Source organism: Vibrio sp. Vb0667 (assembly GCF_033391095.1).
Genome location: NZ_JAWPOL010000024.1, coordinates 1 through 22,586, shown reverse-complemented (window position 1 = coordinate 22,586; position 22,586 = coordinate 1). Strand labels below are relative to the sequence as shown.

Below are 22,586 nucleotides of genomic sequence, written 5' to 3'. Positions count from 1 at the left end.
CAGTGAGTCAAGAGCTGACTGAAGCCGAAATAATAAAGAGAACGTCTTATGTACCATGATCTGATTAGAAGTGAATTAAACGAAGCTGCTGAAGTGCTCAACAAATTTTTAAGCGATGACCATAACATTGCGCAAATCGAAGCAGCGGCGAAAATGATTGCTGACTCATTCAAGCAAGATGGTAAAGTATTGTCATGTGGTAACGGTGGTTCTCACTGTGATTCAATGCACTTTGCCGAAGAGCTAACAGGCCGTTACCGAGAAAATCGTCCTGGCTATGCTGGTATTGCTATTTCAGATCCAAGCCACCTTTCTTGTGTGAGTAATGACTTTGGTTATGACTTCGTGTTTTCACGTTATGTAGAAGCGGTTGGTCGAAAAGGTGACGTACTGTTTGGTCTGTCGACTTCAGGTAACTCAGGTAACATCCTGAAAGCGATTGAAGCAGCACAAGCGAAAGGCATGAAGACGATTGCGCTAACAGGTAAAGATGGCGGCAAAATGGCAGGCCTTGCAGATATTGAAATCCGCGTGCCACACTTTGGTTATGCAGACCGCATTCAGGAAATTCATATTAAGATTATTCATATCATCATTCAGTTGATCGAAAAAGAGATGGAATAATCGTTTACGGCCACCGTTTCGAGCTGTGTTGTTAGGGAGTTTTTTAAACCATGTGTGAATTGCTCGGTATGAGCGCTAATGTTCCAACGGATATTTGTTTCAGTTTTACTGGGCTCATGCAGCGTGGAGGTCGAACCGGCCCACACCGTGACGGATGGGGGATCACCTTCTACGAAGGGAAGGGCTTTAGAACCTTCAAAGATCCCAAGCCAAGTTGTGAGTCTAAAATAGCAGAGTTGGTACAAAATTATCCCATCAAAAGTCGTGCGGTCGTTAGTCATATCCGACAGGCGAATCGTGGTGGTGTTAATTTAGAAAATACTCATCCCTTTACACGTGAGCTGTGGGGTAGGTATTGGACGTTTGCGCATAACGGTCAGCTCTCTGGCTATCAAGACTTGCATACAGGTCGACATCGACCTGTCGGTGAAACAGATAGTGAACTGGCATTTTGCTGGTTATTGAAGCAAATGGAAGATCGATATCCTGAGCCACCAAAGGATATGGAGTCGGTATTCTTATATGTTGCTAAATGTTGTGATGAGCTAAGAGAGAAGGGTGTATTTAACATGCTTCTGAGTGATGGTGAGTATGTAATGACGTATTGCACCAATCATTTGTATTGGATCACAAGACGCGCACCGTTTGGAAAAGCTGCTTTGCTTGATGAAGATGTGGAAATTAACTTCCAAGAAGAAACCACGCCACATGACATCGTTTCTGTGATCGCAACTCAACCTTTGACGGGCAACGAAGCTTGGCAGCGTATGAAACCTGGCGAATACGGCTTGTTTCACCTAGGTGAACTAGTCAAAAATAATGCCTCTGAACTGGTAAATGTGCCGTTTGCGGCGGCTAAGCCGGGCAATCAAGCGCCAACCGAACCGTTAGAGTGATGGTCTCTTACTCTGAATATAAAAATAAAGCTCGCTTAATCGCGAGCTTTATTTTTATGCGTTTTAAACCGAGGGCGGATACGGATGAGCATTCTTACTTTCTAGAGTGCTGGTAGTAGAGTCCTAGTCTCGCTAAGGCTTGCTGTAAAGACGTAACTGATAGAAATTTCTCATAAAACACCTCGTCAGTCTGAACGGTGAAGAACGAACCAGATTCAGAATCTACTTTCCGAGTGTTATGTTACTCAAGTGGTTATGGGATTTTTTAGAATGTTGGGTTTTAGGTTTCTAGTCTCACCATGGTTTTCTTGAATCAAGTTTATAAGTATTAAAACAACCAAGAGCAGCCCTCAGGCTGCTCTTTTGTGCCTGGAGTTTATTATTCAGGGCTACTCATCTGAGGCGTACCCATGTACGCCAAGCTCTGCGCCATCTAAATAGGCTTTACCATCCTTCATGATCAACCGCTCGTCTACCAGCCACTTAGCCACCATAGGGTAGATTCGGTGCTCCTGCGCCTGAACACGTGCCGCAAGTACACTAGCATCATCGTCTTCGAACACAGGAACTTTTGCTTGCAGTATGACAGGGCCACCATCAAGCTCTTCCGTTACAAAGTGCACACTCGTACCATGTTCTTTATCGCCAGCATCAATTGCTCTCTGGTGTGTGTGTAGCCCAGGATATTTTGGTAGAAGAGAAGGGTGGATATTGATCATCTTACCCATGTAATGAGAAACAAATGCGCTGCTCAGAATGCGCATGTAACCAGCAAGAATAATCACGTCTGGTTGGTATTCATCTATTTGACTCATTAGCTCTGCATCAAAGCTTTCACGCGAGCTGAATGCTTTAGGGTCGACAAAGTGACCGTCTACATCAAACTTTTTTGCACGTTCTAAACCAAAAGCATCTGCTTTGTTAGAGAACACGGCTGCCACTCGTGCGTTTGGCATGCTGTCTTCGCAAGCTTCCAAGATAGCTTGCAGGTTACTTCCGTTACCCGAGATGAGGACCACAAAGTTTTTTAGGGTATGGTTTTTCATGATGTCGAGAGCGCCTTGGTATTGTAGGTTGGAGTTATGTAGCTTCTAAACTACCTACTAATAGAATGGTTTTTAGTGTTCTAGATAGCAAAATGAGGACCTAGTCATCTAGTGTCCTCATTCTTCTTATCTTTTGAGCTCGATTTGCAAATTATTGGATTTCAACTTGCTCTTCGTTCGCGTCTGCTTGTGCGATTTGACCAATCACCCACGCGTTTTCGCCTTCTTCTTTAAGAAGAGCAACTGCTGCGTCTGCCTGGTCTTTCGGTAGTGCGACGATTAGACCTACACCACAGTTGAATGTGCGGTACATTTCGTGTGTGTCGACGTTGCCTTTCTCTTGTAGCCACTTGAAGATAACTGGCCATTCCCAACTGTTACCATCGATAACTGCTTTCGTGCCTTCAGGCAGTACGCGTGGGATGTTTTCCCAGAAACCACCACCAGTGATATGAGAAATCGCATGGATGTCGTGTTTCTCAATCATCTTAAGTGCTGACTTGATGTAAATTTTTGTTGGTTCTAGTAGGTGCTCACCAATAGTGCGGCCTGCTAGCTCTTCGCTCTTATCTGCACCAGATACTTCTAGGATCTTACGGATAAGGGAGTAACCGTTTGAGTGTGGGCCGCTTGAGCCAACAGCGATAAGTGCATCACCAGCAGCGACTTTCGTGCCGTCAATCACGTCTTCTTTTTCTACTACGCCAACACAGAAACCAGCTACGTCGTAGTCTTCGCCTTCATACATGCCCGGCATCTCCGCAGTTTCGCCACCAATTAGGGCACAACCTGCTTGAACACACCCTTCAGCGATACCTGAAACAACATCCGCTGCGGTATCAACGTCTAGTTTGCCTGTTGCATAGTAATCTAGGAAAAACAGTGGCTCTGCGCCTTGCACGATAAGATCATTTACACACATTGCCACTAGGTCGATGCCGATCGTGTCGTGCTTGTTCATATCCAGTGCTAGGCGAAGTTTTGTGCCAACGCCATCAGTACCAGAAACCAGTACAGGTTGTTTGTATTTAGTTGGCAATTCGCATAGCGCGCCAAAACCACCGATACCACCCATAACTTCAGGGCGACGAGTACGTTTTACCGCACCCTTAATACGATCCACAAGCGCGTTGCCTGCATCAATATCTACACCAGCGTCTTTATAGCTAAGAGAAGAGTTGTTACCACTCACAGGGAAGTCCTCGGTATTAAGTTGGATATGAAAACGGCGCTATTCTAACAGTGCTTAAACATAGATAGCAAACGTTTGCGTCTGTTTTTTTCTTTAGTGATTTATCCTGATATCCCTGTGAAAATCATGTATAATCTGAAGGTTTGTTTAAATATTGCCAACTATAGCCGGAGATGGACATGAAAGTTGTTGAAGTAAAGCACCCTCTAGTAAAACATAAAATTGGTCTAATGAGAGAAGGTGACATCAGCACAAAACGTTTTCGTGAGTTAGCGACTGAGGTCGGTAGCCTACTTACTTACGAAGCAACGTCAGACTTTGAAACAGAAAAAGTGACCATTGATGGTTGGAACGGTCCGGTAGAAGTAGACCAGATTAAAGGTAAAAAAGTAACCGTAGTGCCAATCCTACGTGCAGGTCTAGGCATGATGGATGGAGTTCTTGAGCACATGCCAAGCGCACGTATCAGTGTTGTGGGTATTTACCGTGATGAAGAAACGCTTGAGCCAGTTCCTTACTTCAACAAGCTTGCTTCAAACATCGAGGAGCGTATTGCGCTTGTTGTTGACCCAATGCTTGCAACAGGTGGTTCTATGATTGCTACTATCGATCTCCTAAAAGAGAAAGGTTGTAACCAAATCAAAGTGCTGGTACTTGTTGCTGCACCAGAAGGTATTGAAGCGCTAGAAAAAGCACACCCAGATGTTGAGCTATACACTGCGGCAATCGATGAGAAGCTTAATGACAAAGGCTACATCGTTCCGGGTCTAGGCGATGCAGGTGATAAGATCTTCGGTACTAAGTAATTCTTTGATGTATTACTATGACTGAACAGAAAAAGGCTTGGTGAAAACCAAGCCTTTTTTGTATCTACAAGAGGAGAAGAGTAAGACACGCCACCTAATAAAGCGGCGCAAACGAACTATTTCGCGCTTTCTTCTTCCATTTGTGCGTTATCCACAACGTGGTTTTCACCTAAATCGTTTGGTAGCACAAGGTTAAGAATAATTGCCACGATACCGCATAGGCTCACACCTTGTAGACTGAACTCACCAATACCGAAAGCCATACCACCAATGCCAAACACAAGGGTTACGGCAACAATCACTAGGTTACGAGACTTATGTAAATCAACGTTATTCTTGATCAGTGTGTTGAGGCCTACCGTTGCGATGGAGCCGAACAGCAGAATCATGATGCCGCCCATAACAGGAACTGGAATCGTTTGAAGAACCGCACCTAGCTTACCTACCAATGCAAGTACGATTGCGGTGATTGCTGCCCAAGTCATGATCACAGGGTTAAATGCTTTGGTTAGCATTACCGCTCCTGTTACTTCACTGTAAGTGGTGTTTGGTGGAGCACCCACCATCGAAGCTGCGATAGTTGCCACCCCGTCACCTGCGATTGTGCGGTGAAGGCCTGGTTTTTTCAGGTAGTTTTTACCTGTAACGTTTGAGATAGCAAGCATGTCACCTACGTGCTCAACCGCAGGTGCGATAGCGACAGGAATCATGAACAAAATTGCGTTGATATTGAACTCTGGCGCGGTGAAGTTTGGCATGGCTAGCCAAGCCGCTTGTTCTACGGGAGTGAAATCAACCACACCGTAGAATAGAGAAACAGAGTAACCAGCAAGAATACCACCAACAATAGGAACGAGCTTCAAAAAGCCTTTTGCAAAAACGCTGAGTACAATGGTTGTGAGCAGTGAGACCGCCGAGATAATGATCGCAGCATCACCATTAACTAGCTGTGCAGCTCCATCACCAGTTTTACCTACCGCCATGTTCACTGCCGTTGGGGCAAGGCCAAGGCCGATAACCATGATCACAGGGCCAACGACAACGGGCGGGAGAATTTTATGGATAAATCCAACACCACGCACTTTGATCATCGCCCCTAGAGCCACATAAACTAAGCCCGCTGCCATCAAGCCGCCCATCGTTGCACCGATACCCCAAGTTTGGATACCGAACATAATAGGAGCAATAAACGCAAAAGAAGAGGCAAGGAAGATGGGAACAGAACGTTTAGTCATTAATTGGAAGAGGAGAGTACCGACACCGGCACCAAAGAGGGCTACGTTTGGATCAAGGCCAGTTAGGAGCGGCACAAGCACCAAAGCACCAAAAGCGACAAAGAGCATTTGAGCGCCTTGTAACGCGTTTTTCATAATAATTCCCTATTTTCAAGATACGCAGACAAATCCGGCGAATACTATCATCCTGCAATCGTTTGCAATGTTGCATAGATCAAACTTTCGATTGAATTTTTCTCATAAATAGCACTTTTGAGAGTTGCTTGCTTGCAAATTGTCCTCTTTTACGTGTCTTGCGTGAAGATGAAAAATGGACAGCCTAACTTGTTGAGATAGCTTAATAAGCAATGAGTTTATTATAAAAAATAGCACTGAAGCGCTGGTTGAGGCCCGAGTTAACAAAGCTGGTCATAATACAGACAATTTACTCAGTACTTGCCTTGCTCAAGATTTGATAGTTGCTTATTATTCGGGTTCTTGTTCAGAGGATTATAAAAACTATGCGCTATTTAGCTCTCTTACTGATAGGTTGGTTGTCCCTACCAGTATATGCATTAACTCAGGTGGATATCTATCGTGCCGAAGTGGTTATCGACAGTGAGCAGAACGACGGTGAGTCTTTGGCTCGTCAACAAGGTATGCAGGATGTGATTGTTCGAGCGACCGGTTCTCAATCCTCTTTAAGCAATCCAGTGATTAAAAAGGCACTCAGCTCAAGTGCGCGTTACATTTCTCAACTGAGCTATGGGCAGGTTGATGGAAAAGCGAGCCTAAAAATGTTGTTTAACAACGACCAAATCAGCTCTCTTTTAACACAAGCACAATTGCCATCTTGGTCGCCAAATCGTGCCAATATTTTAGTTTGGATGGTTGAAGAACGGGGTTACGATCGTAACATTGCGTGGGAACATTCTGAATCTTCAAATGTTGCAGCACTTCGTAGCGCAGCGAAATTAAGAGGCCTACCAATCACTATCCCGGTTGGGGATTTTGATGATGTGACCGGTGTTAATGTCTCTGATCTTTGGGGCGGCTTTATTGAGCCAATTGGTCAAGCCAGCCAGCGCTACCCAGCTGACGCCGTTTTGGTTGTACGAGCTCAAGGTGAACAAATTCGTTGGACACTCTACGACCAGTCGCCAACGAGAATTGTAGAAGCGCAACGTTCTCCGCGTAGCGGGTCTGCATCAGGTGCTAATGCTATTGCAGAAATGGTGGATGGCATCGCAGACTACTATGCAAGTAAGAGTGCAGTTGTGGTTTCAGGAAAGTCTTCAAAAGCGCTAGCAGTGAAAGTCCTTAATGTAACCTCTGCAACGGACTTCTTCCGTTTAGAGAATGCGTTAAAACAACTTAATTCGGTTGCGGGTACAGAGATTAAGCGTGTTCAAGGGGACGAGTTAACGCTCAACATCCACCTTTTGGCATCACAACAAGCTTTTGAGAAAGAAGCTTCTTCTATTTCTCAATTAATGGTTTTTGAAGATCCTTTAGGTGAAGTTGATGCCCCAGCTTCAACTCAAGAAGAAGAGCCATTGGTTCAGAGTAATGAAGCAAAAGACGCCGCGACGCCAAAAGAAGCGCAGCCTGAAGTACCAGTAGATATTGTGGCAGAAGCAAGTGACGAAACACAGCCAACTCAGCCGATGATTGTGGAGCCTGTCCGAGAACAGTATGACTTGATCTACGAGTGGCGCTCGGCATCGTAATCTCCTTGGTAGCGTTCCAGGCGTGAAACGCAAGGATCAAAGACCAATGTGGTAAGCATAAAAAAGAGTCGCAATAGCGACTCTTTTTGTTTTCTAAATTCGTATTCGAACCAATGATCAGTGATTGACTGCAATTGGCGTTATTTATTGAATTTCGCTTTTTCTTCTTTTTCTACTTGAGAGAGGCGTTTCAACTTAAGACCTAGCTCTTTGCCTCTCGCTCTAGCAAACAAAATATTGCCAGCGAAACCGAGTGAAGTCAGTATCAGTTCCACTGCCGCAAGCCAGCGTTCACCCCCATCCACATAAAGGATGGTCAGCGCATGCAAGAAATACAGCATAAGAACAAAGTTAGCCCAAGCATGAGTGTAAGGCTTACCAGCTAAAATACCAGGCAACGGAAGTAGTAGCGGAATACACCAAGCAATAGCAAGTGTTGTGCTGCTGAGGTGGGGATGAGGGAATAACGCAAGCTGCCAAATAGCGACCCAGACTAATAAGGCTAAGTTGCCAAATAAAGCCAGGTAACGATAGGTTTTAGCCTGTGTACCGAGTGGTGTTTGGTCTAAAGAGTCAGACATCGATTAACTATCCTTGATTTTACTAACAGACTTTTAGTTTTAACGCTGCAGTTGCCAGCCTTTTGCCTAATTGTTGTGCCAGGCGAATCTCTTCACTGCTTAGGGTTGCCTCATGGCCTACACTGCTGGCGCCATACGGAGTGCCTCCGGACTGCGTAGTGTGTAACTCTGGCTCGGAATAAGGAATGCCCAAAACCATCATCCCGTGATGCAATAAAGGGGTCATCATGCTTTGTAACGTTGTTTCTTGACCACCATGCATCGAGGACGAAGAGGTAAAGACACAAGCAGGCTTATCGATTAAGTCACCACTGACCCATAAAGATGTAGTCTGATCCCAGAAGTGCTTTAAAGGCGCAGCCATGTTGCCAAACCAGACGGGACTGCCAAACGCTAGACCGTCGCACGTTTTTAGTTCCTCTAGAGTAACAATTGGATCAGAAGGGGAGTGTGAGTGAGGTGACAATTCTTCAACTGTACGCAAAATTGCTTGGCATTGAGGAGTCGATTCGACTCCTCTTGCTATTTGTCTTGCCAGTTGTTTTGTCGAGCCATGACGGCTGAAATACAAAATAAGGATCTGGCAATCCATTTATAAAATATCCAATACTTGCTCTGGTGGGCGACCAATTTTTGCTTTGCCGTTAGCAACGACAACCGGACGCTCAAACAACTTTGGATTTTTCGCCATAGCTTCGAATAATTGCTCATCGCTGACGGAGTCTTCGCCTAAGCCAAGCTCTTTATATTCACTTTCTTTAGTGCGCATCATTTCACGTACAGATGAAAAGCCAAGCTGGGCGTACAGCGCTTTTAGTTCATCCACGTTAAGTGGTGTGTCTAGGTATTTGACGACTTCCGGTGTAACACCATTTTGCTCAAGCAGTTCAAGTGTTTGACGGCTCTTTGAGCAACGAGGGTTGTGATAAATCACGACTGACATGGTTTTCTCCATTTCGTTATTGTAATGCCATGAATCGATCTCTTTGGATCATGAGTTGGTCGATACGGGCATCGTATCGTGCTTGCTCTAAGCTGCCCAACTTGGCCATTTTACTTGCTTCACTATAATATTGAATCGCTTTATTCCAATTTGCTCGCAATGCCAAAATTTCTGCTCGAGCAGCCAACTCTTCATCGCTACGCCCCAGCGCGTGGTAGCTCTTCGATATTAGGTGCCAGCCATTTGTATCTTCAGGATAGTCATGAGTGTATCTTTGAAGAACTCGCGTGGCTTGATCGTTTTTATTGTCCTCAAGTAGCGCATTGGCGTAGTTAATGGTCAATACTTTATTTTGAGGGTTACGAGATAACGCTTTGCGGAGCATCTCGGTTGCTTTTTCTGGCTGCTTCTTCTCGATGTATAAATCCGTCATAGCGTCCAAGTAAAACGGGTTACTTGGGTCTTGTTCCAGTAACTTTTTCAAAATTGGTTCCGCTTGAGATAAGCGTTTATTGTCTAAATGCACGAGAGCTCGACCATAATCAAAAGCAGGTGTAATGTCCGCAGAGGCTTTCTTTTGGGTTCTCTCAAACCAGCTCAGGGCGGCTTGTCCATCAATGCCAGCGTAACGAGCCACAATGCGCGCGCGAGCTAGATGATAGTCTATTGAAGGCACAACACGCATTGGAGGATAGGTTCTTGCTCGCGCACGGCTATCGGTAATTCGATCTTCAGGCAAAGGGTGAGTCAGGAGCATTGGTGGCGGTTTACTCGCATAACGATACTCATCAGCAAGACGGCCAAAAAACCTTGGCATTGCTTGAACATCAAAGCCGGCTTTTGCTAGTGTCGAAATACCAAAGCGATCCGCTTCTTTTTCGTTTGCACGAGTGTAGTTGATTTGACTTTGCATGTTGCCCGCGGTTGCTGCTGTAATTGCAGCCATCCCCGCTTCGGGTGAGGCAATTGAAAGTAGTAGTGCCCCCGCAAGTGCGGCTAATGTGGCCGGAGAGCGACGCGCTTGTTCTTCCATACTCCGAGCAAGGTGACGTTGTGTGACGTGCGCTATCTCGTGAGCGACAACAGAGGCCAGCTCACTTTCTGAACGAGCATGAAGAAACAACCCAGAATGCAGCGCTACATAGCCACCAAAAAACGCGAATGCGTTGATATTACGGTCGCGAATCATAAAGAAGTGGAACGGCGTTTTTACATCATTCGCATTGGCCACTAATTTGTGCCCAAGAGAGTCAATATATTCATTGATGACAGGGTCATTAACGATAGGTTTACTGGCTCTGAGCATACGCATATAGGCGTCGCCATAAATCAACTCTTGGTCTATTGAAAGCGTGCCACCAGCAGCTGTGCCAATGTCTGGCAAATCAATGCTATTGGCATAAGTTGTCGGCGAACTGATGGCAGCAGCAAGACATAAGCAAACTAGCGAGCGAGTGCGTTTTAACATACGTTTACAAGGTTCTCCAAAATACATAAGCATGTGGTTACAGGTCGAGAGCCTATTAACAGCGCCACATACGTTTTGGTTATCCGTGAGGATATAAGCTAACAGTAAGACCGGAAATAAATGAATTGGTTTCGTAAATTATTTTATATCCGAGCTATTTCAGCATGTGGTTAAATCATGTCAGAAGTGCTAGCACCAGCTCAAAAAGCCGTTACAATACAACCCTATCATAAGTGCAGAGCAATACAATGGAATCCATGTTACTTGATTTGCGTGAGCAACGTTGTCCTATGGCACTGTTACTTGCAAAGCGTCATGCTGCTGAGGTCTTTCAAGGAGAAGCAAAGCAGTATCATCAACTTGTCATTCAAGTGGTGGACAACAGCTCTAAACGAGACATTGTGAACTATCTTAGTGCCCAAGGGTACTCGGTTGATTGCCAATCTACATCAGAGCACTACACATTGACTGTCTTCAATAAGGAATCCGCATAAGATGTTTGAAATGGTTAGTCGTTGGTATAAACGACGTTTCTCTGACCCTCACGCAGTAAGTCTCGTCGCGATCTTGCTGTTTGGCTTTATCACCATTTACTTCTTTGGACACTTGATTGCGCCATTACTTGTCGCGATCGTTTTGGCTTATCTACTTGAATGGCCAGTTGTCAAAATGTGTCGTATAGGCGTGCCGCGCACCTTGTCGGTTATTATCGTTATCTTGGTCTTTGTCGGGTTGATGTTAATTGCGTTGTTTGGCTTGGTTCCGACGATTTGGACTCAGGTCGGTAATCTAATTAACGATATTCCGAACATGTACAACGGGCTACAAAAGTTTATTGTCACATTGCCAGAGCGCCATCCTGAACTAGCCAATTTAGAAATAGTAGAAACCGTGGTGACGAACGCCAAAAACCAAGCACTGGGGCTGGGTGAAAGTGTCGTCAAAGGGTCGCTTGCTTCATTAGTTAGCATTGCAACGCTAGCGGTATATTTGATCTTAGTGCCACTCCTTATCTTCTTTTTGCTTAAAGACAAAGAAGAAATGCTGCGAATCGCAAGCGGTATTCTGCCGAAAAACCGTAAATTGGCGAATAAAGTTTGGCATGAAATGAACGAGCAGATATCAAATTACATTCGCGGTAAAGTGTTAGAGATTTTAATCGTGGGCGGTGTGAGCTACGTGACTTTTGCCCTTTTAGATCTTCGTTACTCGGCGTTGCTTGCCGTAGCCGTTGGTCTGTCGGTTTTGATTCCTTATATCGGTGCGGCGGCTGTTACTGTACCTGTTGCTATCGTTGGTTTGTTCCAATGGGGTTTAACGCCTCCGTTTTATTGGTTGTTGCTTGCTTACGGTATTATCCAGGCGCTGGATGGTAATGTGTTGGTTCCTGTTCTGTTTTCCGAGGCAGTAAACTTACACCCAGTTGCTATCATTGTGGCTGTATTAGTCTTTGGTGGGCTGTGGGGTTTTTGGGGGGTGTTCTTCGCCATTCCTTTAGCGACATTAGTCAAAGCCGTATGGCATGCATTACCAAGCACGGAAGAAAACGAACCTGTCGAACAAGAGTAGTTGTTACCAAAGGTACGATGGTTAAAAGAAAGCCCAGCAGTTTGCTGGGCTTTTTGTTTGTAGAAAAACAATAGCGTTTAAGCGTTTTCGTTTAAGTAGTTTAATACGACTTCGTGGTGATCTTTGGTTTTGAACTTGTTGAACACATGTTCGATCACGCCTTCTTCATTGATCAGAAAGCTAATGCGGTGAAGACCGTCGTATACTTTGCCCATGAATTTCTTTTCGCCCCAAACGCCGAACTGGTCAGCAACGGCATGGTCTTCATCAGAAAGCAGAGTGAAGTTTAAATCATCGCGCTCGATGAACTTGCCTAGACGCTTTACAGGGTCGATGCTTACGCCGAGTACCACCACGTTATGTGCATCGAGTTCAGCTTTGATGTCACGAAGGCCTTTTGCTTGTGTAGTACAACCCGGCGTCATCGCCTTAGGGTAAAAGTAGAAAAGTACTTTCTTGCCTTTAAAGTCTTCAAGAGAAACGGTATTTCCGTCTTGGTCGAGCAAAGAGAAGGCTGGCGCTGGCGAGCCTGCTGTCAGCGTATTCATTTTGATTTCCTTTACTTTATAGTGTGTTTTTAATGAAATTCAGAGAACCTTGTACGTTGAGCGACTTACAAAGTTCATCGAAGTCTTCTTGTAACTGCATCAAATTAAAATCCGCGCTTACAGATGCAGTAATCGCAATGTGAAACTGGTCAGAATCGAGTTGAATTTTCGACTTGCTGATGGTTTGCGCGCTAAGAGAGTCTAAACCAATCTGCTGATCAGCGAAGAACTTAGTAAATTTTTCAGTTAACCCAGGGCGGTCTTCAGACTCAATAAACACTTCCATGGTGTAGCTGTTATCGAGCAGTTCGTGCGCCGCTGTGCGTTTCATGATCGTAATAAGGTCATGTTCTTGGCCAAGCAGGGGCAATTGTGTTTCAACTCGAGTCACGCTGCTGGCGTTCCCAGTCAGGAGCATGATCAGCGTAAATTCGCTGCCAAAGATAGCGATACGGCTATCGACTATGTTACAACCAGCTTGAGTAACGAGCTGTACGACTTGGTTACAAATGCCTGGACGGTCCGTTCCAACTGCTGTAAGTACCAGATGTTGCTTCATAAATGAGCTTCTTGTCCTTTCTTCAATAGAGAGATGTTAGCACAGATATTGCGAAGAAATATCGAGCCAGTTCTTTTTTAGTCCATAAAAAAGCAGTCGGAGCTTGAGGGGAGTGGTGGGAAATAAACAGTAAATGCAGGCTATAGGATAAACAAAACGTTTGCATGATGTGCTTGCCTATTGTCTGGCCGTTTTATTCACTTAGATCTGACTTGGCTAACAAGACCAAAGAGTATATTTTCCTTGCTTGTGCTCTTCAGTATTTTCCAAATCACTGATAGATTCTAAAGTCACTCGAAAGCCCAACACGATTATCAATATTGCCGTTAATCAAACCAAATAGAGCAATTAAGTTGCTAGACCTCTAACAACTGATAATTATTCATTCATTTGTACTTTGTAAGCGAGTTTACGCTCTTGTGTTTTTCAATCGCATTACAGTACCATGCAGAAAGAGTTAAATGAGGGAGATAAACATGTTTTCAGGAAGTATCGTAGCGCTGATTACGCCATTCAAAGCAGATGGCGAAGTAGACTTTGACGGTCTGCAAAAGCTAGTAGAGTACCACGTTGAAGCGGGTACAGACGGTATTGTGGCAGTAGGCACAACAGGTGAGTCAGCGACACTGACCATTGAAGAGCATGTGAAGGTCGTTAATAAAACTGTTGAGTTTGCCGACGGTCGCATCCCTGTGATTGCTGGCACGGGTGCAAATGCAACCCATGAGGCAGTAACATTTAGCAAATTACTGGCTGATTCTGGTATTGCTGGCTTCCTGAGTGTGACACCGTATTACAACAAACCAACTCAAGAGGGTTTGTTTTTACATTACAAGGCAATTGCCGAAGCGAGTGACGTGCCTCTAATTTTGTACAACGTACCAGGCCGTACTGCTGTTGATATGCAGCCAGAAACAGTGGCACGCTTGTCAAAGCTTGATAATATCGTGGCTCTAAAAGATGCAACGGGCGATTTGGAACGAATTGCAATTCATCGTGAACTTTGTGGCGAAGATTTTATCTTACTAAGTGGCGATGATGCGACAGGGCTGGATTTTGTGAAACTTGGCGGCAATGGTGTTATCTCGGTAACGAACAATATTGCAGCTAAAGACATGGCAGACATGTTCCATTTGGCAAGTGAAGGTAAGTACGAAGAAGCAGAAGCGATTAACCAACGCTTGATGACTCTACACAAAAACCTTTTCATCGAAGCAAGCCCTATCCCAGTAAAATGGGCAGCGCAAAAGCTTGGTTTGATTGAAGAAGGTGGTTTGCGTCTTCCTTTAACTACGCTTTCTGAAAAATCGCAGCCGATCGTCGAGCAGGCGCTAACAGACGCCCATATTTATTAAGATTGAGCTATTAAGATTGAGTTACTAGGATTGAAGTTCATACTGGGGGCCAAAGCGCCCTCGGTGTTTTAGGAGTATAGATGAAGCTTTCAAGCCAGTTAGTGTTAAGTTCATTAGCTGTATTCGTATTGACTGCCTGTTCAGGTGGTGCCAATCAACGTCGTCAAGCAAAAGATGACTTCGAGTATTTGAACTCCCCAAATTTGGGTGAGTGGAATGTCCCACAGGGTGCACAGCCTCAGTTTTACCCTAACTACGAGATCCCTCAGGGTAACTACGCTGGTGGTGTAGGTAAAGATGTCGACATTCGTCCACCTCAACAAGTCCTAGAGCTTATTCCCGGTGCACGTCTAGACCGCAGTAGTGATGGTGAAGTGACACTTTGGCTACTTCGTAAAGATGAACTAGATAAAGTTTGGCAAACGGTGCAAAACATGGTCGCGGCCAACGAGATTCCAGTTGAAAGCCAAACAGACTCTCGCATCGAGACAGGATGGGTGACTTGGGATTCGCCAGATGAAGAGCTAGAAATTGGCAGCCGATATGAAATCGTACGCGCTGAAGCAAATGGTCGACACGGCTTTAAGGTGAGCCTTATTGACTGGCGTGAAGGCAATCAAGTGAAAGAAGTAACGGCGACCAACCGTGAGCGCTACAATGTGTTCATGACGAACTTGGTCACCGCTCGCTACGATCAAGAAGTGCGTGAAGAAGCACAGCGTAAAGCGCAAGAGTTGGTTAAACAGATCCCAATCACAATGGGTAAAGACCGCAGCGGACTTCCTGTGATTATCGCGCGTGCGCAATACAACATGCTTTGGCAACGTCTGCCTAATATTCTACCTAAGATGGGCTTTAAGATTGAAGAGCGTAGCCAGTCTCAGGGCACAATCACTGCGAAATATGCATCTCCGGATGATGAATTCTGGAACGATATCGGCGTTAAACCAGTGGAGTTAGCCGCTGGTAAGTACACATTCTTACTTGGTGATTTAGGCAACCGTACGTCTATCAATATCACCGACTCCTCTGGCAAGCCAGTAGAAGAAGAGTTTTTGAAATCACTAGCGCCTGTATTGGCTGCAACAGTGAAGCAGTAAACAAAGCGAGCTTAACGCGGCGTGTTTACTTAATGATAGAAAAGGGACCTAGTGGTCCCTTTTTTGATGTTTAGATTAAATGTGTCGAGATGAAGCTGGTGAGTAACTAACGAGGCTCGTTTTTGTTTTTATCTTCTTCAGCGTAGCGCTGTTTATCCAATGTGTTCAGCTTATCTAAATCGTTCTTACGGCTTTTATCCATCTGACCAAACTTCATTTTTGCGGTATATTTGAGTGCGGCAATATTACCAATGACCACGCTCAACACTACAATAATAATGACCCAAGGATTGGTTAGTATTTCTATCATAGAGCCTCCGGCGGCGTGATATTGTGAATAAATTTGGCAACGACGTTATCCAAATTATTCAGTATGACGTCAATCCCTGCAATGTTGTCGGTCTGATTTTGTTTAATCAACTGGCTTCTGAGTACATCAAGCGTCAACTGCTCGAGGCATTGCTGCCCGACAGCGCGGTGACTAATGTGCCAAGGCTCAATCGAAACGCCACCTAAATCATGCTGATAAGGGAAGAAGAAACCGAACCGACCAAGGTTGGCTTTTAACCATTGGTAGAACGCTTGTTGGTGGCCTTCAAGATACTCCCAAGGTTCCAACTTGAGTTTGGTGTCAGCAGGCAATAAATTGCGCGCATAGACATCAAAATCACAACCCCAATGATGACGACTTCCTCCGGGCAATGCCGACCAGCGCAAAATGGCCATCAATTTCTCTTCGTCATTTAACTCTGCTTTATTCAAAGGGCGGGAGTTTATGTCGAGAATTGGCAACTCACCAGAAAACTTCCCGTTCCAGATGGCTTTTTGGCGATTAAAGTCACGAAAACCACTGGCGATTTCCATTTTGAAACCTGCTTCGGTTGCGGCATTAATCATCTTCAATAAGTCATTGACTACTTTAGGGTGAAGCATAAATGCCTTTTGCCCCACTAGTGTGGATTGAAGATGGGAATCAGTGATTCCGGTGAGTTGCTCTGGTGTCATTGTGTTCTCGCTGATTACTTCGCCAATAGGTGTTTCAACGTGTTTTCGTACATGTCCGTCAACTTTTCAAGATCGTCGACTTTCACACACTCGTTCACTTTATGAATCGTAGCGTTAACAGGGCCTAACTCTACGACTTGACCTCCCATTCGAGCAATAAAACGACCATCAGAAGTACCGCCAGTTGTAAGTAGCGCTGGCTTCGTATCATTGACTTCGGCCACAGCAGCTACAACTGCGTCTAGCAGTGCGCCCGTATCGGTCAGGAATGGGTCACCGTTGAATGTCCATTTTAGGTCGTAGTCCAGCTCATGCTTGTCCAATGTTTCGGTAACACGCTGAACAATTGCGTCATTGTTAAGCTCAGTACTAAAACGTAGGTTGAACTGAACATGGAACTCGCCAGGAATAACATTAGACGCACCAGTGCCAGCCGATACATTCGGGATCTGGAAACTAGTCGGTGGGAAGTAATCATTCCCTTTGTCCCATTCTGTCGTCGCGAGTTCATGAATCGCGAGTAGAGACTCGTGCACTGGATTGCTGGCTAGGTGAGGGTAGGCCACGTGACCTTGTGTTCCTTTTACCGTTAAATCACCAGTGATGGATCCACGGCGTCCATTTTTCACTACATCGCCAACCACGTCGGTGCTGGATGGTTCACCAACAATACACATATCGATGTTCTCACCACGTTCCATCAACGTTTCTACAACGCGAACGGTACCATTGATAAATGGTCCTTCTTCATCTGACGTAATCAAAAAGCCAATTGAGCCTTTGTGGTCTGGGTTTTCTTCAATGAAGCGTTCGACAGCAACGACCATAGCAGCTAGCGACCCTTTCATGTCAGCTGCGCCGCGGCCATGCAAGTAACCATCAATAATGGTCGGTTCAAACGGATGTGTATTCCAGTGTTCCAATTTGCCAGCTGGTACCACATCGGTGTGGCCAGCAAACGCAAATAGCGGCGCTTCTGAACCACGTCGAGCCCAGAAGTTCGTGGTGTCTTCAAATACCATCACTTCAATTTCAAACCCGAGTGCTTTTAAGCGCTCGATCATCAAATCCTGACAACCTGCGTCTTCCGGCGTTACGGACTGTCTACTGATCAGATCTTTAGCAAGTGCCAATACTGGACTGTCTGTCATCCTTGAGTATTCCTTTATTTAAGAGTTGAAAATGCTAGCGTATTGATCAGCTTTAAAACCGATATGAAGTTGATCATTCACTTTTAAAATTGGGCGTTTAATCATCGCAGGGTTTTCTACCAAAAGAGCGATGGCGTTTTCCTCGTTAAGTGTGTCTTTCTGCTCTTGCGCTAATTGGCGGTAGGTTGTGCCACGTTTATTGAGCACCTGTTCCCAACCTAAAGCGCGACAAAATTCACTTACCATTTCTGCATCAATGCCTTGCTTACGGTAGTCATGGAAGTCGTAAGCAATATCCTCGGCTTCTAACCATTTCTTGGCTTTTTTGATCGTATCGCAGTTGGGAATACCAAACATGGTAATCGACATAGTCTTTCCTTTTTCTTTGTTCTATTTTTCACTGGCGCGGTTAAGACGCACTTAAGTGATTTGGGCTGTTAAAGCATCCTATCAAGAAGCAATCAAACTGACAAAATGCGGTGGAAAATATTTTCAGATAGATTGAGATAACTAATGTCACATAACTTATTTACGATGAATGCGCTATAAATCGAATAAAAATTCGTCTAAATCAAATGGAAAAGTCGAGTTATTGATCAAACGCAACACCTCGTTGAGCAAAAACGAAATAATGAATCAGCACAATTTTAGGAGGTGTCAATGGAATTGAGTCCTGTTTTTGCAAGGCGGCTATATTTGGCCTTGTTGGTGGAAAACCTAGAAAGGCCGAATGTGCCAAAGTTGATCGAAAAAACGGGGTGGCCTCGTCGTACTATTCAAGATGTACTCAAGGCGTTACCTGGGATCGGCATTGAACTCATATTCGTTCAAGATGGCCGACGTCATAATGACGGCTATTATCAACTTTCAGATTGGGGGCCTTTTGATAGCCAATGGGTTCTAGAGCGGGAGAGAGATATCGCTAGCAGTCTTGGATTTCGTGCATAAGCCAGCAATTGCTGGCTTTTTTCATATTCAGGCCTCATCCATTGCAGCGGTAGGCGGAACCCAGCACGCTAAATGAAGTGATAAAATCTTGTGGGGAGACCATAAAAACGGTGTCCGCATCGATAGCCGCTGCATTGTTTTTTAAATCGTTCATCGCGCCTTGCATCATCGCGTCATTAGTCATGAAAATGTAGTTATACCAATGGCCTTCACTTCCGGTGACTTCGCCTTTGTATTCGCATCGCTCAGGGTCGAATTGCGCGTCAATGCGAATATGAACATCTTGACTTTGAGCATGAGTAAGGTGAGAAGGCATCGTGCAACCCGTTAGAAGCACGACAAAAAGTCCAAGTAACAGGCGTTTCATTAGCTATTTCCCCAATACTATGTAAGCAGCAAAGCCAATCCAGCTCAGAACAAGTAGTGTCCAAGGCAGTTTGCTTGATGAATGGTTTGGCGCATCGTCGGTGATATTGTCTTGTTCGATAATCTCTTCATGCTGAAGTTGTTTTTCACGTTGCTGTTTTTTCTTCGCTTTATCGGCTTGGCGGTTACGCTCTTTTTGTTGTTTCTTATATTGCGCGATGCCTTTTTCGATACCTTGAGCGATAAGCTTGGTTTGCTCTTTGGTTTGCCCCGGTTTCTGCGTGGATTTGGCAATTCTCATCGCTTCGGCTTGAGTTTCTTGAGAAGGCACAGGGGTGGCAGGAGTTCTTTTTTTCATGTTTCTCATCAACGTCGCTGTAAATCTTTGTTTAGTTTACCTGTGTAAGGTGCTGAAATGAACTTCAGTTCTCATCTTTGTTGGCTTGCAACTCTGAAACGATAGGTTAAAGTGACGTTTTTATCACATAAAGAAGAAGATGTTGTGCGCTATTCGTTTGACCAATATGACGCCCATGGATTTTTAAAGGCGCCGATCATTTTATGGGTGGGATGGATGTTTCTTGTGCGTTCATGGGTGGTGTTTGCCATGGCTGGTGTAAGTCGTGATAGTGGCAGTAAGCTACTCGCTATTGTTTACCCAGATTCAAGTACGTTGTATTTAGGTTTGGCGATGGGCATTCCAAGTTTGCTTCTTATGTGGTTAATGGGGCTTCGTCATCCCGACAGAGGATGGGTAAACAGAATTACTCGCTATGGTCGCGAGATCACTTTGATCTTGTGCGGTATTCAACTTGCTCAGACCATGTATCATGTGTACCTAGAACATGGAGTGTTTAATTGGGCAAACGCTCTTACCATTACCTTATTAGCTTGGTTTATGATCTATCTTCTAAATGGAAGATGGGTAAAAGACTGTTTTCAAGTGCCACAATTGGCGCACGATGAACAGCAGCATTCAAAGAATTAAAAACAATAACTTCCCACTCTGGGGCAAAGTAATAGAGGAAACCTCAATGTCACAAGCTCAAACGGCGATCGTGCCAGAAGCCGGGCCATTTGCACTGTACACTCAACTCAAAGTGAACCAAAACCGTGAAAACGTATTAGAAAAACTGAAAGCACTACCAAAGTTGGTGGAAGAGTTAAACATTACCCAGCCGGGTGCAGCGCTGACGCTTTCTATCGCATTCACAAAATCGTTTTGGGAACACCTTAATGTAGACGCGCCAGAAGAGCTTATTGATTTTACTCAACTTGGCGAAGGTGACATCGTTGCTCCAGCAACAGACGTAGATGTACTGATTCACTGTCACTCGACTCGTCACGACTTGCATTTTTACGTGTTGCGTAAGTTCCTAGAAGAGACGGCACAAGATGTCACCATTGTGGACGAAACATATGGGTACCGTTACCTTGATGCTCGTGATATGACAGACTTCATTGATGGCACAGAAAACCCGAAAGGGGAGGCTCGCGCTGATGTGGCTCTAGTAAAAGAGGGCCCATTTGCTGGAGGCAGTTATGTTATGGCTCAGCGCTTTGAACATAACCTTGCCGCTTGGAATCGATTGAATGTCAAAGCGCAAGAAAAAGTGATTGGTCGTACCAAGCTAGACTCTGTCGAGCTAGAAGACGTTCCTGCTGCATCACACGTTGGTCGCGTTGATATTAAAGAAGAAGGAAAAGGTCTCAAGATTGTCCGTCATAGCTTGCCATACGGGAAGGTAACAGGGCCTCATGGCCTGCTGTTTATTTCTTACTGCAATACACTTCATAACATTAAAGTGATGCTAGAAAGTATGTACGGCGTGACAGATGGTAAAACAGACCAAATGCTTCGTTTCACAAAAGCGGTAACTGGTGCGTACTTCTTCGCTCCTTCACAAGAAATGCTCGCAGAGCTAGCCATCAAGTAAGTTCTCAGACTTTATTTCTTAAGCCCTCCAATTGGAGGGCTTTTGTTTTCTATTTCTATTCCAATCTCTTTTCAAAAAACACTAAACTTTTCTGTTACTTGGTCGATAAGTACTCAAAGCCTTAATTTTAGGACTCTTTATTCGTGGCGATCACCGTTAATACCAATGTAGCAGCACTTGTCGCACAGCGTCATTTGACCAGTGCAACTGACATGCTGAACCAATCCATGGAGCGTTTGTCTTCAGGGAAGCGTATTAACAGCGCAAAAGATGACGCGGCGGGTCTGCAAATCTCCAACCGTCTGCAATCGCAAATGCGTGGTTTGGATGTCGCGGTACGTAACGCGAATGACGGCATTTCTATAATGCAAACCGCCGAAGGGGCGATGAATGAAGTGACTAACATTATGCAACGTATGCGTGATTTGTCGCTTCAATCAGCTAACGGTTCAAACAGCAAAGCGGAGCGCACTGCACTGCAAGAAGAAGTTTCTGCTTTAAATGATGAGTTAAGTCGTATTGCAGAAACGACCTCCTTTGGCGGACGTAAATTGCTGAATGGCACATTCGGTACATCGTCTTTTCAAATCGGAGCAACGGCTGGTGAAGCGGTACAAATTGGCCTGCGGACCATGCAGCCGGAATCTTTAGGTAGCTTTTCAATGAGCTCATATCAAAGAGTCAGTTCAGATTGGACGGTTCAAAACGGAAATAATGAAATTGTTATCAGCTACCGTGATAACAATTTTGAAGAGCAGGAGATCCGTATTGAAGCTAAAGCTGGCGACGATATAGAAGAACTCGCGACTTACATTAACGGGCAGACCGATAAAGTGAAAGCGTCTGTTAATGAAGAGGGGCAACTGCAGTTACTCATGTCCCACAAGGACGCCATAAAATACCCTGGACCAACCTTCAGTGGTGGCCTGGCTGATGAGTTAGAACTTGGCAAGTATGTCACCGTAAATAGAACGGTAGATAGTATTGATATTAGCACGGTCGGTGGCGCTCAGATGGCGGTCGGCATTTTAGATGATGCTTTGAAAACGGTAGATGGCAGTCGTGCGGAGTTAGGCGCGTATCAAAACCGCTTTAATCACGCGATCAATAATCTCGATAACATCCACGAAAACTTAGCCGCTTCCAACAGTCGTATCCAAGACACTGACTATGCCAAAGAAACTACGCAAATGGTGAAGCAACAGATTTTACAACAGGTCAGTACTTCTATTCTGGCGCAAGCAAAACAAGCGCCAAACCTAGCATTGACCTTGCTTGGCTGATGAACGGCCTTGCCCGAATTTAACGCAAAACCTGCCTGTATCGACAATTCGAAAAGAAGCTTTAGCGAAAAATGAAAGTTTTTTTTGCTTTTTTATCCGCTTTGTCACGACTACCCCTCCAAACGAATTATTTTCAAAAAAATCTAAAATTTTCTCTAAAGAAAACAGGGCATGCGCCGTTAATAAAAGTAACTTTGAGAGAACTACTTGGTTTTCCGAGACGTCGGAAACCGCTACACCGGAAAATCAATTGGAGAAATCACCA

Annotated in this window: 27 protein-coding genes and 1 pseudogene; 13 read left to right on the top strand and 15 right to left on the bottom strand. The window is 44.8% G+C overall.

From position 1 onward, the window contains the following. Nucleotides 1–48 precede the first annotated feature (48 nt). On the top strand, nucleotides 49–624 hold the full coding sequence (gene lpcA, locus R8269_RS17990) for a D-sedoheptulose 7-phosphate isomerase (protein WP_005380392.1): 576 nt from the start codon (nucleotides 49–51) through the stop codon (nucleotides 622–624). A 50-nt stretch (nucleotides 625–674) separates the two neighbouring features. Then, nucleotides 675–1,520: a class II glutamine amidotransferase gene (locus R8269_RS17985; RefSeq protein WP_005380394.1), complete on the top strand. Its 846-nt coding sequence runs from the start codon at nucleotides 675–677 to the stop codon at nucleotides 1,518–1,520. 389 nt (nucleotides 1,521–1,909) lie between these two features. On the opposite strand, the gene purN is transcribed toward R8269_RS17985, so the two are convergent. Next, the gene (gene purN / locus R8269_RS17980) at nucleotides 1,910–2,566 is read right to left on the bottom strand and encodes a phosphoribosylglycinamide formyltransferase (RefSeq protein WP_025768256.1); all 657 of its coding nucleotides are present in this window, start codon (nucleotides 2,564–2,566) and stop codon (nucleotides 1,910–1,912) included. 151 nt (nucleotides 2,567–2,717) lie between these two features. Then, a complete protein-coding gene (gene purM, locus R8269_RS17975) occupies nucleotides 2,718–3,758 on the bottom strand; it encodes a phosphoribosylformylglycinamidine cyclo-ligase (protein WP_005389861.1) in 1,041 nt (346 codons plus the stop codon). A 179-nt stretch (nucleotides 3,759–3,937) separates the two neighbouring features. On the opposite strand from purM, the gene upp reads away from it, so the two are divergent. Further along, nucleotides 3,938–4,564 carry a uracil phosphoribosyltransferase gene (gene upp, locus R8269_RS17970; RefSeq protein WP_005380401.1) on the top strand — a complete coding sequence of 209 codons (627 nt, stop codon included), beginning with the start codon at nucleotides 3,938–3,940 and terminating at the stop codon, nucleotides 4,562–4,564. Between the two features lie 116 nt (nucleotides 4,565–4,680). On the opposite strand, the gene R8269_RS17965 is transcribed toward upp, so the two are convergent. Then, nucleotides 4,681–5,934, bottom strand: coding sequence for a uracil-xanthine permease family protein (locus R8269_RS17965; RefSeq protein ID WP_005389855.1), 1,254 nt, complete (start codon nucleotides 5,932–5,934; stop codon nucleotides 4,681–4,683). A gap of 365 nt (nucleotides 5,935–6,299) precedes the next feature. Between R8269_RS17965 and R8269_RS17960 the strand changes: the two genes are divergently transcribed. Next, nucleotides 6,300–7,508, top strand: a complete 1,209-nt coding sequence (locus R8269_RS17960; protein WP_042521428.1) for a DUF2066 domain-containing protein — start codon at nucleotides 6,300–6,302, stop codon at nucleotides 7,506–7,508. Nucleotides 7,509–7,648: 140 nt separating this feature from the next. Here R8269_RS17960 and R8269_RS17955 read toward each other — a convergent pair whose 3' ends face one another. The 4 genes from R8269_RS17955 to R8269_RS17940 are packed head-to-tail and all read right to left on the bottom strand — an operon-like array spanning nucleotide 7,649 to nucleotide 10,500. Next, the gene (locus R8269_RS17955) at nucleotides 7,649–8,089 is read right to left on the bottom strand and encodes a DUF2069 domain-containing protein (protein WP_318222605.1); all 441 of its coding nucleotides are present in this window, start codon (nucleotides 8,087–8,089) and stop codon (nucleotides 7,649–7,651) included. A 22-nt stretch (nucleotides 8,090–8,111) separates the two neighbouring features. Next, entirely contained in the window at nucleotides 8,112–8,681 is a 570-nt protein-coding gene (gene wrbA, locus R8269_RS17950) for an NAD(P)H:quinone oxidoreductase (protein ID WP_005380409.1), read from the bottom strand. Next, entirely contained in the window at nucleotides 8,682–9,032 is a 351-nt protein-coding gene (arsC, locus tag R8269_RS17945) for an arsenate reductase (glutaredoxin) (protein ID WP_005380410.1), read from the bottom strand. It abuts the gene before it with no gap. Nucleotides 9,033–9,048: 16 nt separating this feature from the next. Next, nucleotides 9,049–10,500, bottom strand: coding sequence for a tetratricopeptide repeat protein (locus tag R8269_RS17940; protein WP_005394337.1), 1,452 nt, complete (start codon nucleotides 10,498–10,500; stop codon nucleotides 9,049–9,051). A 257-nt stretch (nucleotides 10,501–10,757) separates the two neighbouring features. Here R8269_RS17940 and R8269_RS17935 point away from each other — a divergent pair, with 257 nt between their 5' ends. Then, nucleotides 10,758–10,994: a sulfurtransferase TusA family protein gene (locus R8269_RS17935; RefSeq protein ID WP_005380414.1), complete on the top strand. Its 237-nt coding sequence runs from the start codon at nucleotides 10,758–10,760 to the stop codon at nucleotides 10,992–10,994. A gap of 1 nt (nucleotide 10,995) precedes the next feature. Next, nucleotides 10,996–12,069, top strand: coding sequence for an AI-2E family transporter (locus tag R8269_RS17930; protein ID WP_005380416.1), 1,074 nt, complete (start codon nucleotides 10,996–10,998; stop codon nucleotides 12,067–12,069). 77 nt (nucleotides 12,070–12,146) lie between these two features. Here the strand turns inward: R8269_RS17930 and bcp are convergent, their stop codons facing one another. Together bcp and R8269_RS17920 are read right to left on the bottom strand one after the other, a co-directional pair. Next, nucleotides 12,147–12,617: a thioredoxin-dependent thiol peroxidase gene (gene bcp, locus R8269_RS17925; RefSeq protein WP_005380418.1), complete on the bottom strand. Its 471-nt coding sequence runs from the start codon at nucleotides 12,615–12,617 to the stop codon at nucleotides 12,147–12,149. Between the two features lie 16 nt (nucleotides 12,618–12,633). Beyond that, entirely contained in the window at nucleotides 12,634–13,176 is a 543-nt protein-coding gene (locus R8269_RS17920; protein WP_005380420.1) for a glycine cleavage system protein R, read from the bottom strand. A 476-nt stretch (nucleotides 13,177–13,652) separates the two neighbouring features. Here R8269_RS17920 and dapA point away from each other — a divergent pair, with 476 nt between their 5' ends. Both dapA and bamC read left to right on the top strand, forming a co-directional pair. Beyond that, nucleotides 13,653–14,531: a 4-hydroxy-tetrahydrodipicolinate synthase gene (gene dapA / locus R8269_RS17915; protein ID WP_005380422.1), complete on the top strand. Its 879-nt coding sequence runs from the start codon at nucleotides 13,653–13,655 to the stop codon at nucleotides 14,529–14,531. Nucleotides 14,532–14,611: 80 nt separating this feature from the next. Further along, nucleotides 14,612–15,631: an outer membrane protein assembly factor BamC gene (bamC, locus tag R8269_RS17910; protein WP_005380424.1), complete on the top strand. Its 1,020-nt coding sequence runs from the start codon at nucleotides 14,612–14,614 to the stop codon at nucleotides 15,629–15,631. A 106-nt stretch (nucleotides 15,632–15,737) separates the two neighbouring features. On the opposite strand, the gene R8269_RS17905 is transcribed toward bamC, so the two are convergent. From R8269_RS17905 to R8269_RS17890, 4 genes are read right to left on the bottom strand one after another with little or no spacing between them, the layout of a single operon-like run. Continuing rightward, entirely contained in the window at nucleotides 15,738–15,941 is a 204-nt protein-coding gene (locus R8269_RS17905) for a DUF2897 family protein (protein ID WP_005380425.1), read from the bottom strand. Continuing rightward, entirely contained in the window at nucleotides 15,938–16,636 is a 699-nt protein-coding gene (locus R8269_RS17900) for a M15 family metallopeptidase (RefSeq protein WP_025768261.1), read from the bottom strand. Before R8269_RS17900 ends, R8269_RS17905 begins: the two co-directional genes overlap by 4 nt. Before the next feature lie 14 nt (nucleotides 16,637–16,650). Beyond that, a complete protein-coding gene (dapE, locus tag R8269_RS17895; protein ID WP_005380429.1) occupies nucleotides 16,651–17,787 on the bottom strand; it encodes a succinyl-diaminopimelate desuccinylase in 1,137 nt (378 codons plus the stop codon). 18 nt (nucleotides 17,788–17,805) lie between these two features. Next, a complete protein-coding gene (locus tag R8269_RS17890; RefSeq protein ID WP_005380431.1) occupies nucleotides 17,806–18,156 on the bottom strand; it encodes an ArsC family reductase in 351 nt (116 codons plus the stop codon). Nucleotides 18,157–18,447: 291 nt separating this feature from the next. On the opposite strand from R8269_RS17890, the gene R8269_RS17885 reads away from it, so the two are divergent. Further along, entirely contained in the window at nucleotides 18,448–18,735 is a 288-nt protein-coding gene (locus tag R8269_RS17885) for a winged helix-turn-helix domain-containing protein (protein WP_005380433.1), read from the top strand. Between the two features lie 34 nt (nucleotides 18,736–18,769). On the opposite strand, the gene R8269_RS17880 is transcribed toward R8269_RS17885, so the two are convergent. Both R8269_RS17880 and R8269_RS17875 read right to left on the bottom strand, forming a co-directional pair. Beyond that, nucleotides 18,770–19,102 (bottom strand): DUF4156 domain-containing protein, encoded by a 333-nt coding sequence (locus R8269_RS17880; protein ID WP_005380435.1) that lies wholly within the window; start codon nucleotides 19,100–19,102, stop codon nucleotides 18,770–18,772. A 3-nt stretch (nucleotides 19,103–19,105) separates the two neighbouring features. Next, nucleotides 19,106–19,459, bottom strand: coding sequence for a DUF2956 domain-containing protein (locus tag R8269_RS17875; RefSeq protein ID WP_318222604.1), 354 nt, complete (start codon nucleotides 19,457–19,459; stop codon nucleotides 19,106–19,108). Between the two features lie 144 nt (nucleotides 19,460–19,603). On the opposite strand from R8269_RS17875, the gene R8269_RS17870 reads away from it, so the two are divergent. The 4 genes and pseudogenes from R8269_RS17870 to R8269_RS17855 all read left to right on the top strand — a co-directional run. Further along, nucleotides 19,604–20,089: a DUF2919 domain-containing protein gene (locus tag R8269_RS17870; protein WP_031779045.1), complete on the top strand. Its 486-nt coding sequence runs from the start codon at nucleotides 19,604–19,606 to the stop codon at nucleotides 20,087–20,089. Nucleotides 20,090–20,135: 46 nt separating this feature from the next. Then, entirely contained in the window at nucleotides 20,136–21,038 is a 903-nt protein-coding gene (locus R8269_RS17865) for a Dyp-type peroxidase (protein ID WP_258481783.1), read from the top strand. A gap of 143 nt (nucleotides 21,039–21,181) precedes the next feature. Beyond that, complete coding sequence (locus R8269_RS17860; protein WP_005380443.1) at nucleotides 21,182–22,321, top strand: flagellin; 1,140 nt, start codon at nucleotides 21,182–21,184, stop codon at nucleotides 22,319–22,321. After that, nucleotides 22,314–22,586: pseudogene (locus tag R8269_RS17855) on the top strand (hypothetical protein); the annotation flags it as partial. The gene R8269_RS17860 and the pseudogene R8269_RS17855, both read left to right, overlap by 8 nt.

Excerpts from the sequence above, each read along its gene's own strand:
- lpcA (WP_005380392.1), top strand. The coding sequence starts at position 49 with ATGTACCATGATCTGATTAGAAGTGAATTAAACGAAGCTGCTGAAGTG.
- R8269_RS17985 (WP_005380394.1), top strand. The coding sequence starts at position 675 with ATGTGTGAATTGCTCGGTATGAGCGCTAATGTTCCAACGGATATTTGT.
- purN (WP_025768256.1), bottom strand. The coding sequence starts at position 2,566 with ATGAAAAACCATACCCTAAAAAACTTTGTGGTCCTCATCTCGGGTAAC.
- upp (WP_005380401.1), top strand. The coding sequence starts at position 3,938 with ATGAAAGTTGTTGAAGTAAAGCACCCTCTAGTAAAACATAAAATTGGT.
- R8269_RS17965 (WP_005389855.1), bottom strand. The coding sequence starts at position 5,934 with ATGAAAAACGCGTTACAAGGCGCTCAAATGCTCTTTGTCGCTTTTGGT.
- R8269_RS17960 (WP_042521428.1), top strand. The coding sequence starts at position 6,300 with ATGCGCTATTTAGCTCTCTTACTGATAGGTTGGTTGTCCCTACCAGTA.
- R8269_RS17955 (WP_318222605.1), bottom strand. The coding sequence starts at position 8,089 with ATGTCTGACTCTTTAGACCAAACACCACTCGGTACACAGGCTAAAACC.
- wrbA (WP_005380409.1), bottom strand. The coding sequence starts at position 8,681 with ATGGATTGCCAGATCCTTATTTTGTATTTCAGCCGTCATGGCTCGACA.
- arsC (WP_005380410.1), bottom strand. The coding sequence starts at position 9,032 with ATGTCAGTCGTGATTTATCACAACCCTCGTTGCTCAAAGAGCCGTCAA.
- R8269_RS17940 (WP_005394337.1), bottom strand. The coding sequence starts at position 10,500 with ATGTTAAAACGCACTCGCTCGCTAGTTTGCTTATGTCTTGCTGCTGCC.
- R8269_RS17935 (WP_005380414.1), top strand. The coding sequence starts at position 10,758 with ATGTTACTTGATTTGCGTGAGCAACGTTGTCCTATGGCACTGTTACTT.
- R8269_RS17930 (WP_005380416.1), top strand. The coding sequence starts at position 10,996 with ATGTTTGAAATGGTTAGTCGTTGGTATAAACGACGTTTCTCTGACCCT.
- bcp (WP_005380418.1), bottom strand. The coding sequence starts at position 12,617 with ATGAATACGCTGACAGCAGGCTCGCCAGCGCCAGCCTTCTCTTTGCTC.
- R8269_RS17920 (WP_005380420.1), bottom strand. The coding sequence starts at position 13,176 with ATGAAGCAACATCTGGTACTTACAGCAGTTGGAACGGACCGTCCAGGC.
- dapA (WP_005380422.1), top strand. The coding sequence starts at position 13,653 with ATGTTTTCAGGAAGTATCGTAGCGCTGATTACGCCATTCAAAGCAGAT.
- bamC (WP_005380424.1), top strand. The coding sequence starts at position 14,612 with ATGAAGCTTTCAAGCCAGTTAGTGTTAAGTTCATTAGCTGTATTCGTA.
- R8269_RS17905 (WP_005380425.1), bottom strand. The coding sequence starts at position 15,941 with ATGATAGAAATACTAACCAATCCTTGGGTCATTATTATTGTAGTGTTG.
- R8269_RS17900 (WP_025768261.1), bottom strand. The coding sequence starts at position 16,636 with ATGACACCAGAGCAACTCACCGGAATCACTGATTCCCATCTTCAATCC.
- dapE (WP_005380429.1), bottom strand. The coding sequence starts at position 17,787 with ATGACAGACAGTCCAGTATTGGCACTTGCTAAAGATCTGATCAGTAGA.
- R8269_RS17890 (WP_005380431.1), bottom strand. The coding sequence starts at position 18,156 with ATGTCGATTACCATGTTTGGTATTCCCAACTGCGATACGATCAAAAAA.
- R8269_RS17885 (WP_005380433.1), top strand. The coding sequence starts at position 18,448 with ATGGAATTGAGTCCTGTTTTTGCAAGGCGGCTATATTTGGCCTTGTTG.
- R8269_RS17880 (WP_005380435.1), bottom strand. The coding sequence starts at position 19,102 with ATGAAACGCCTGTTACTTGGACTTTTTGTCGTGCTTCTAACGGGTTGC.
- R8269_RS17875 (WP_318222604.1), bottom strand. The coding sequence starts at position 19,459 with ATGAAAAAAAGAACTCCTGCCACCCCTGTGCCTTCTCAAGAAACTCAA.
- R8269_RS17865 (WP_258481783.1), top strand. The coding sequence starts at position 20,136 with ATGTCACAAGCTCAAACGGCGATCGTGCCAGAAGCCGGGCCATTTGCA.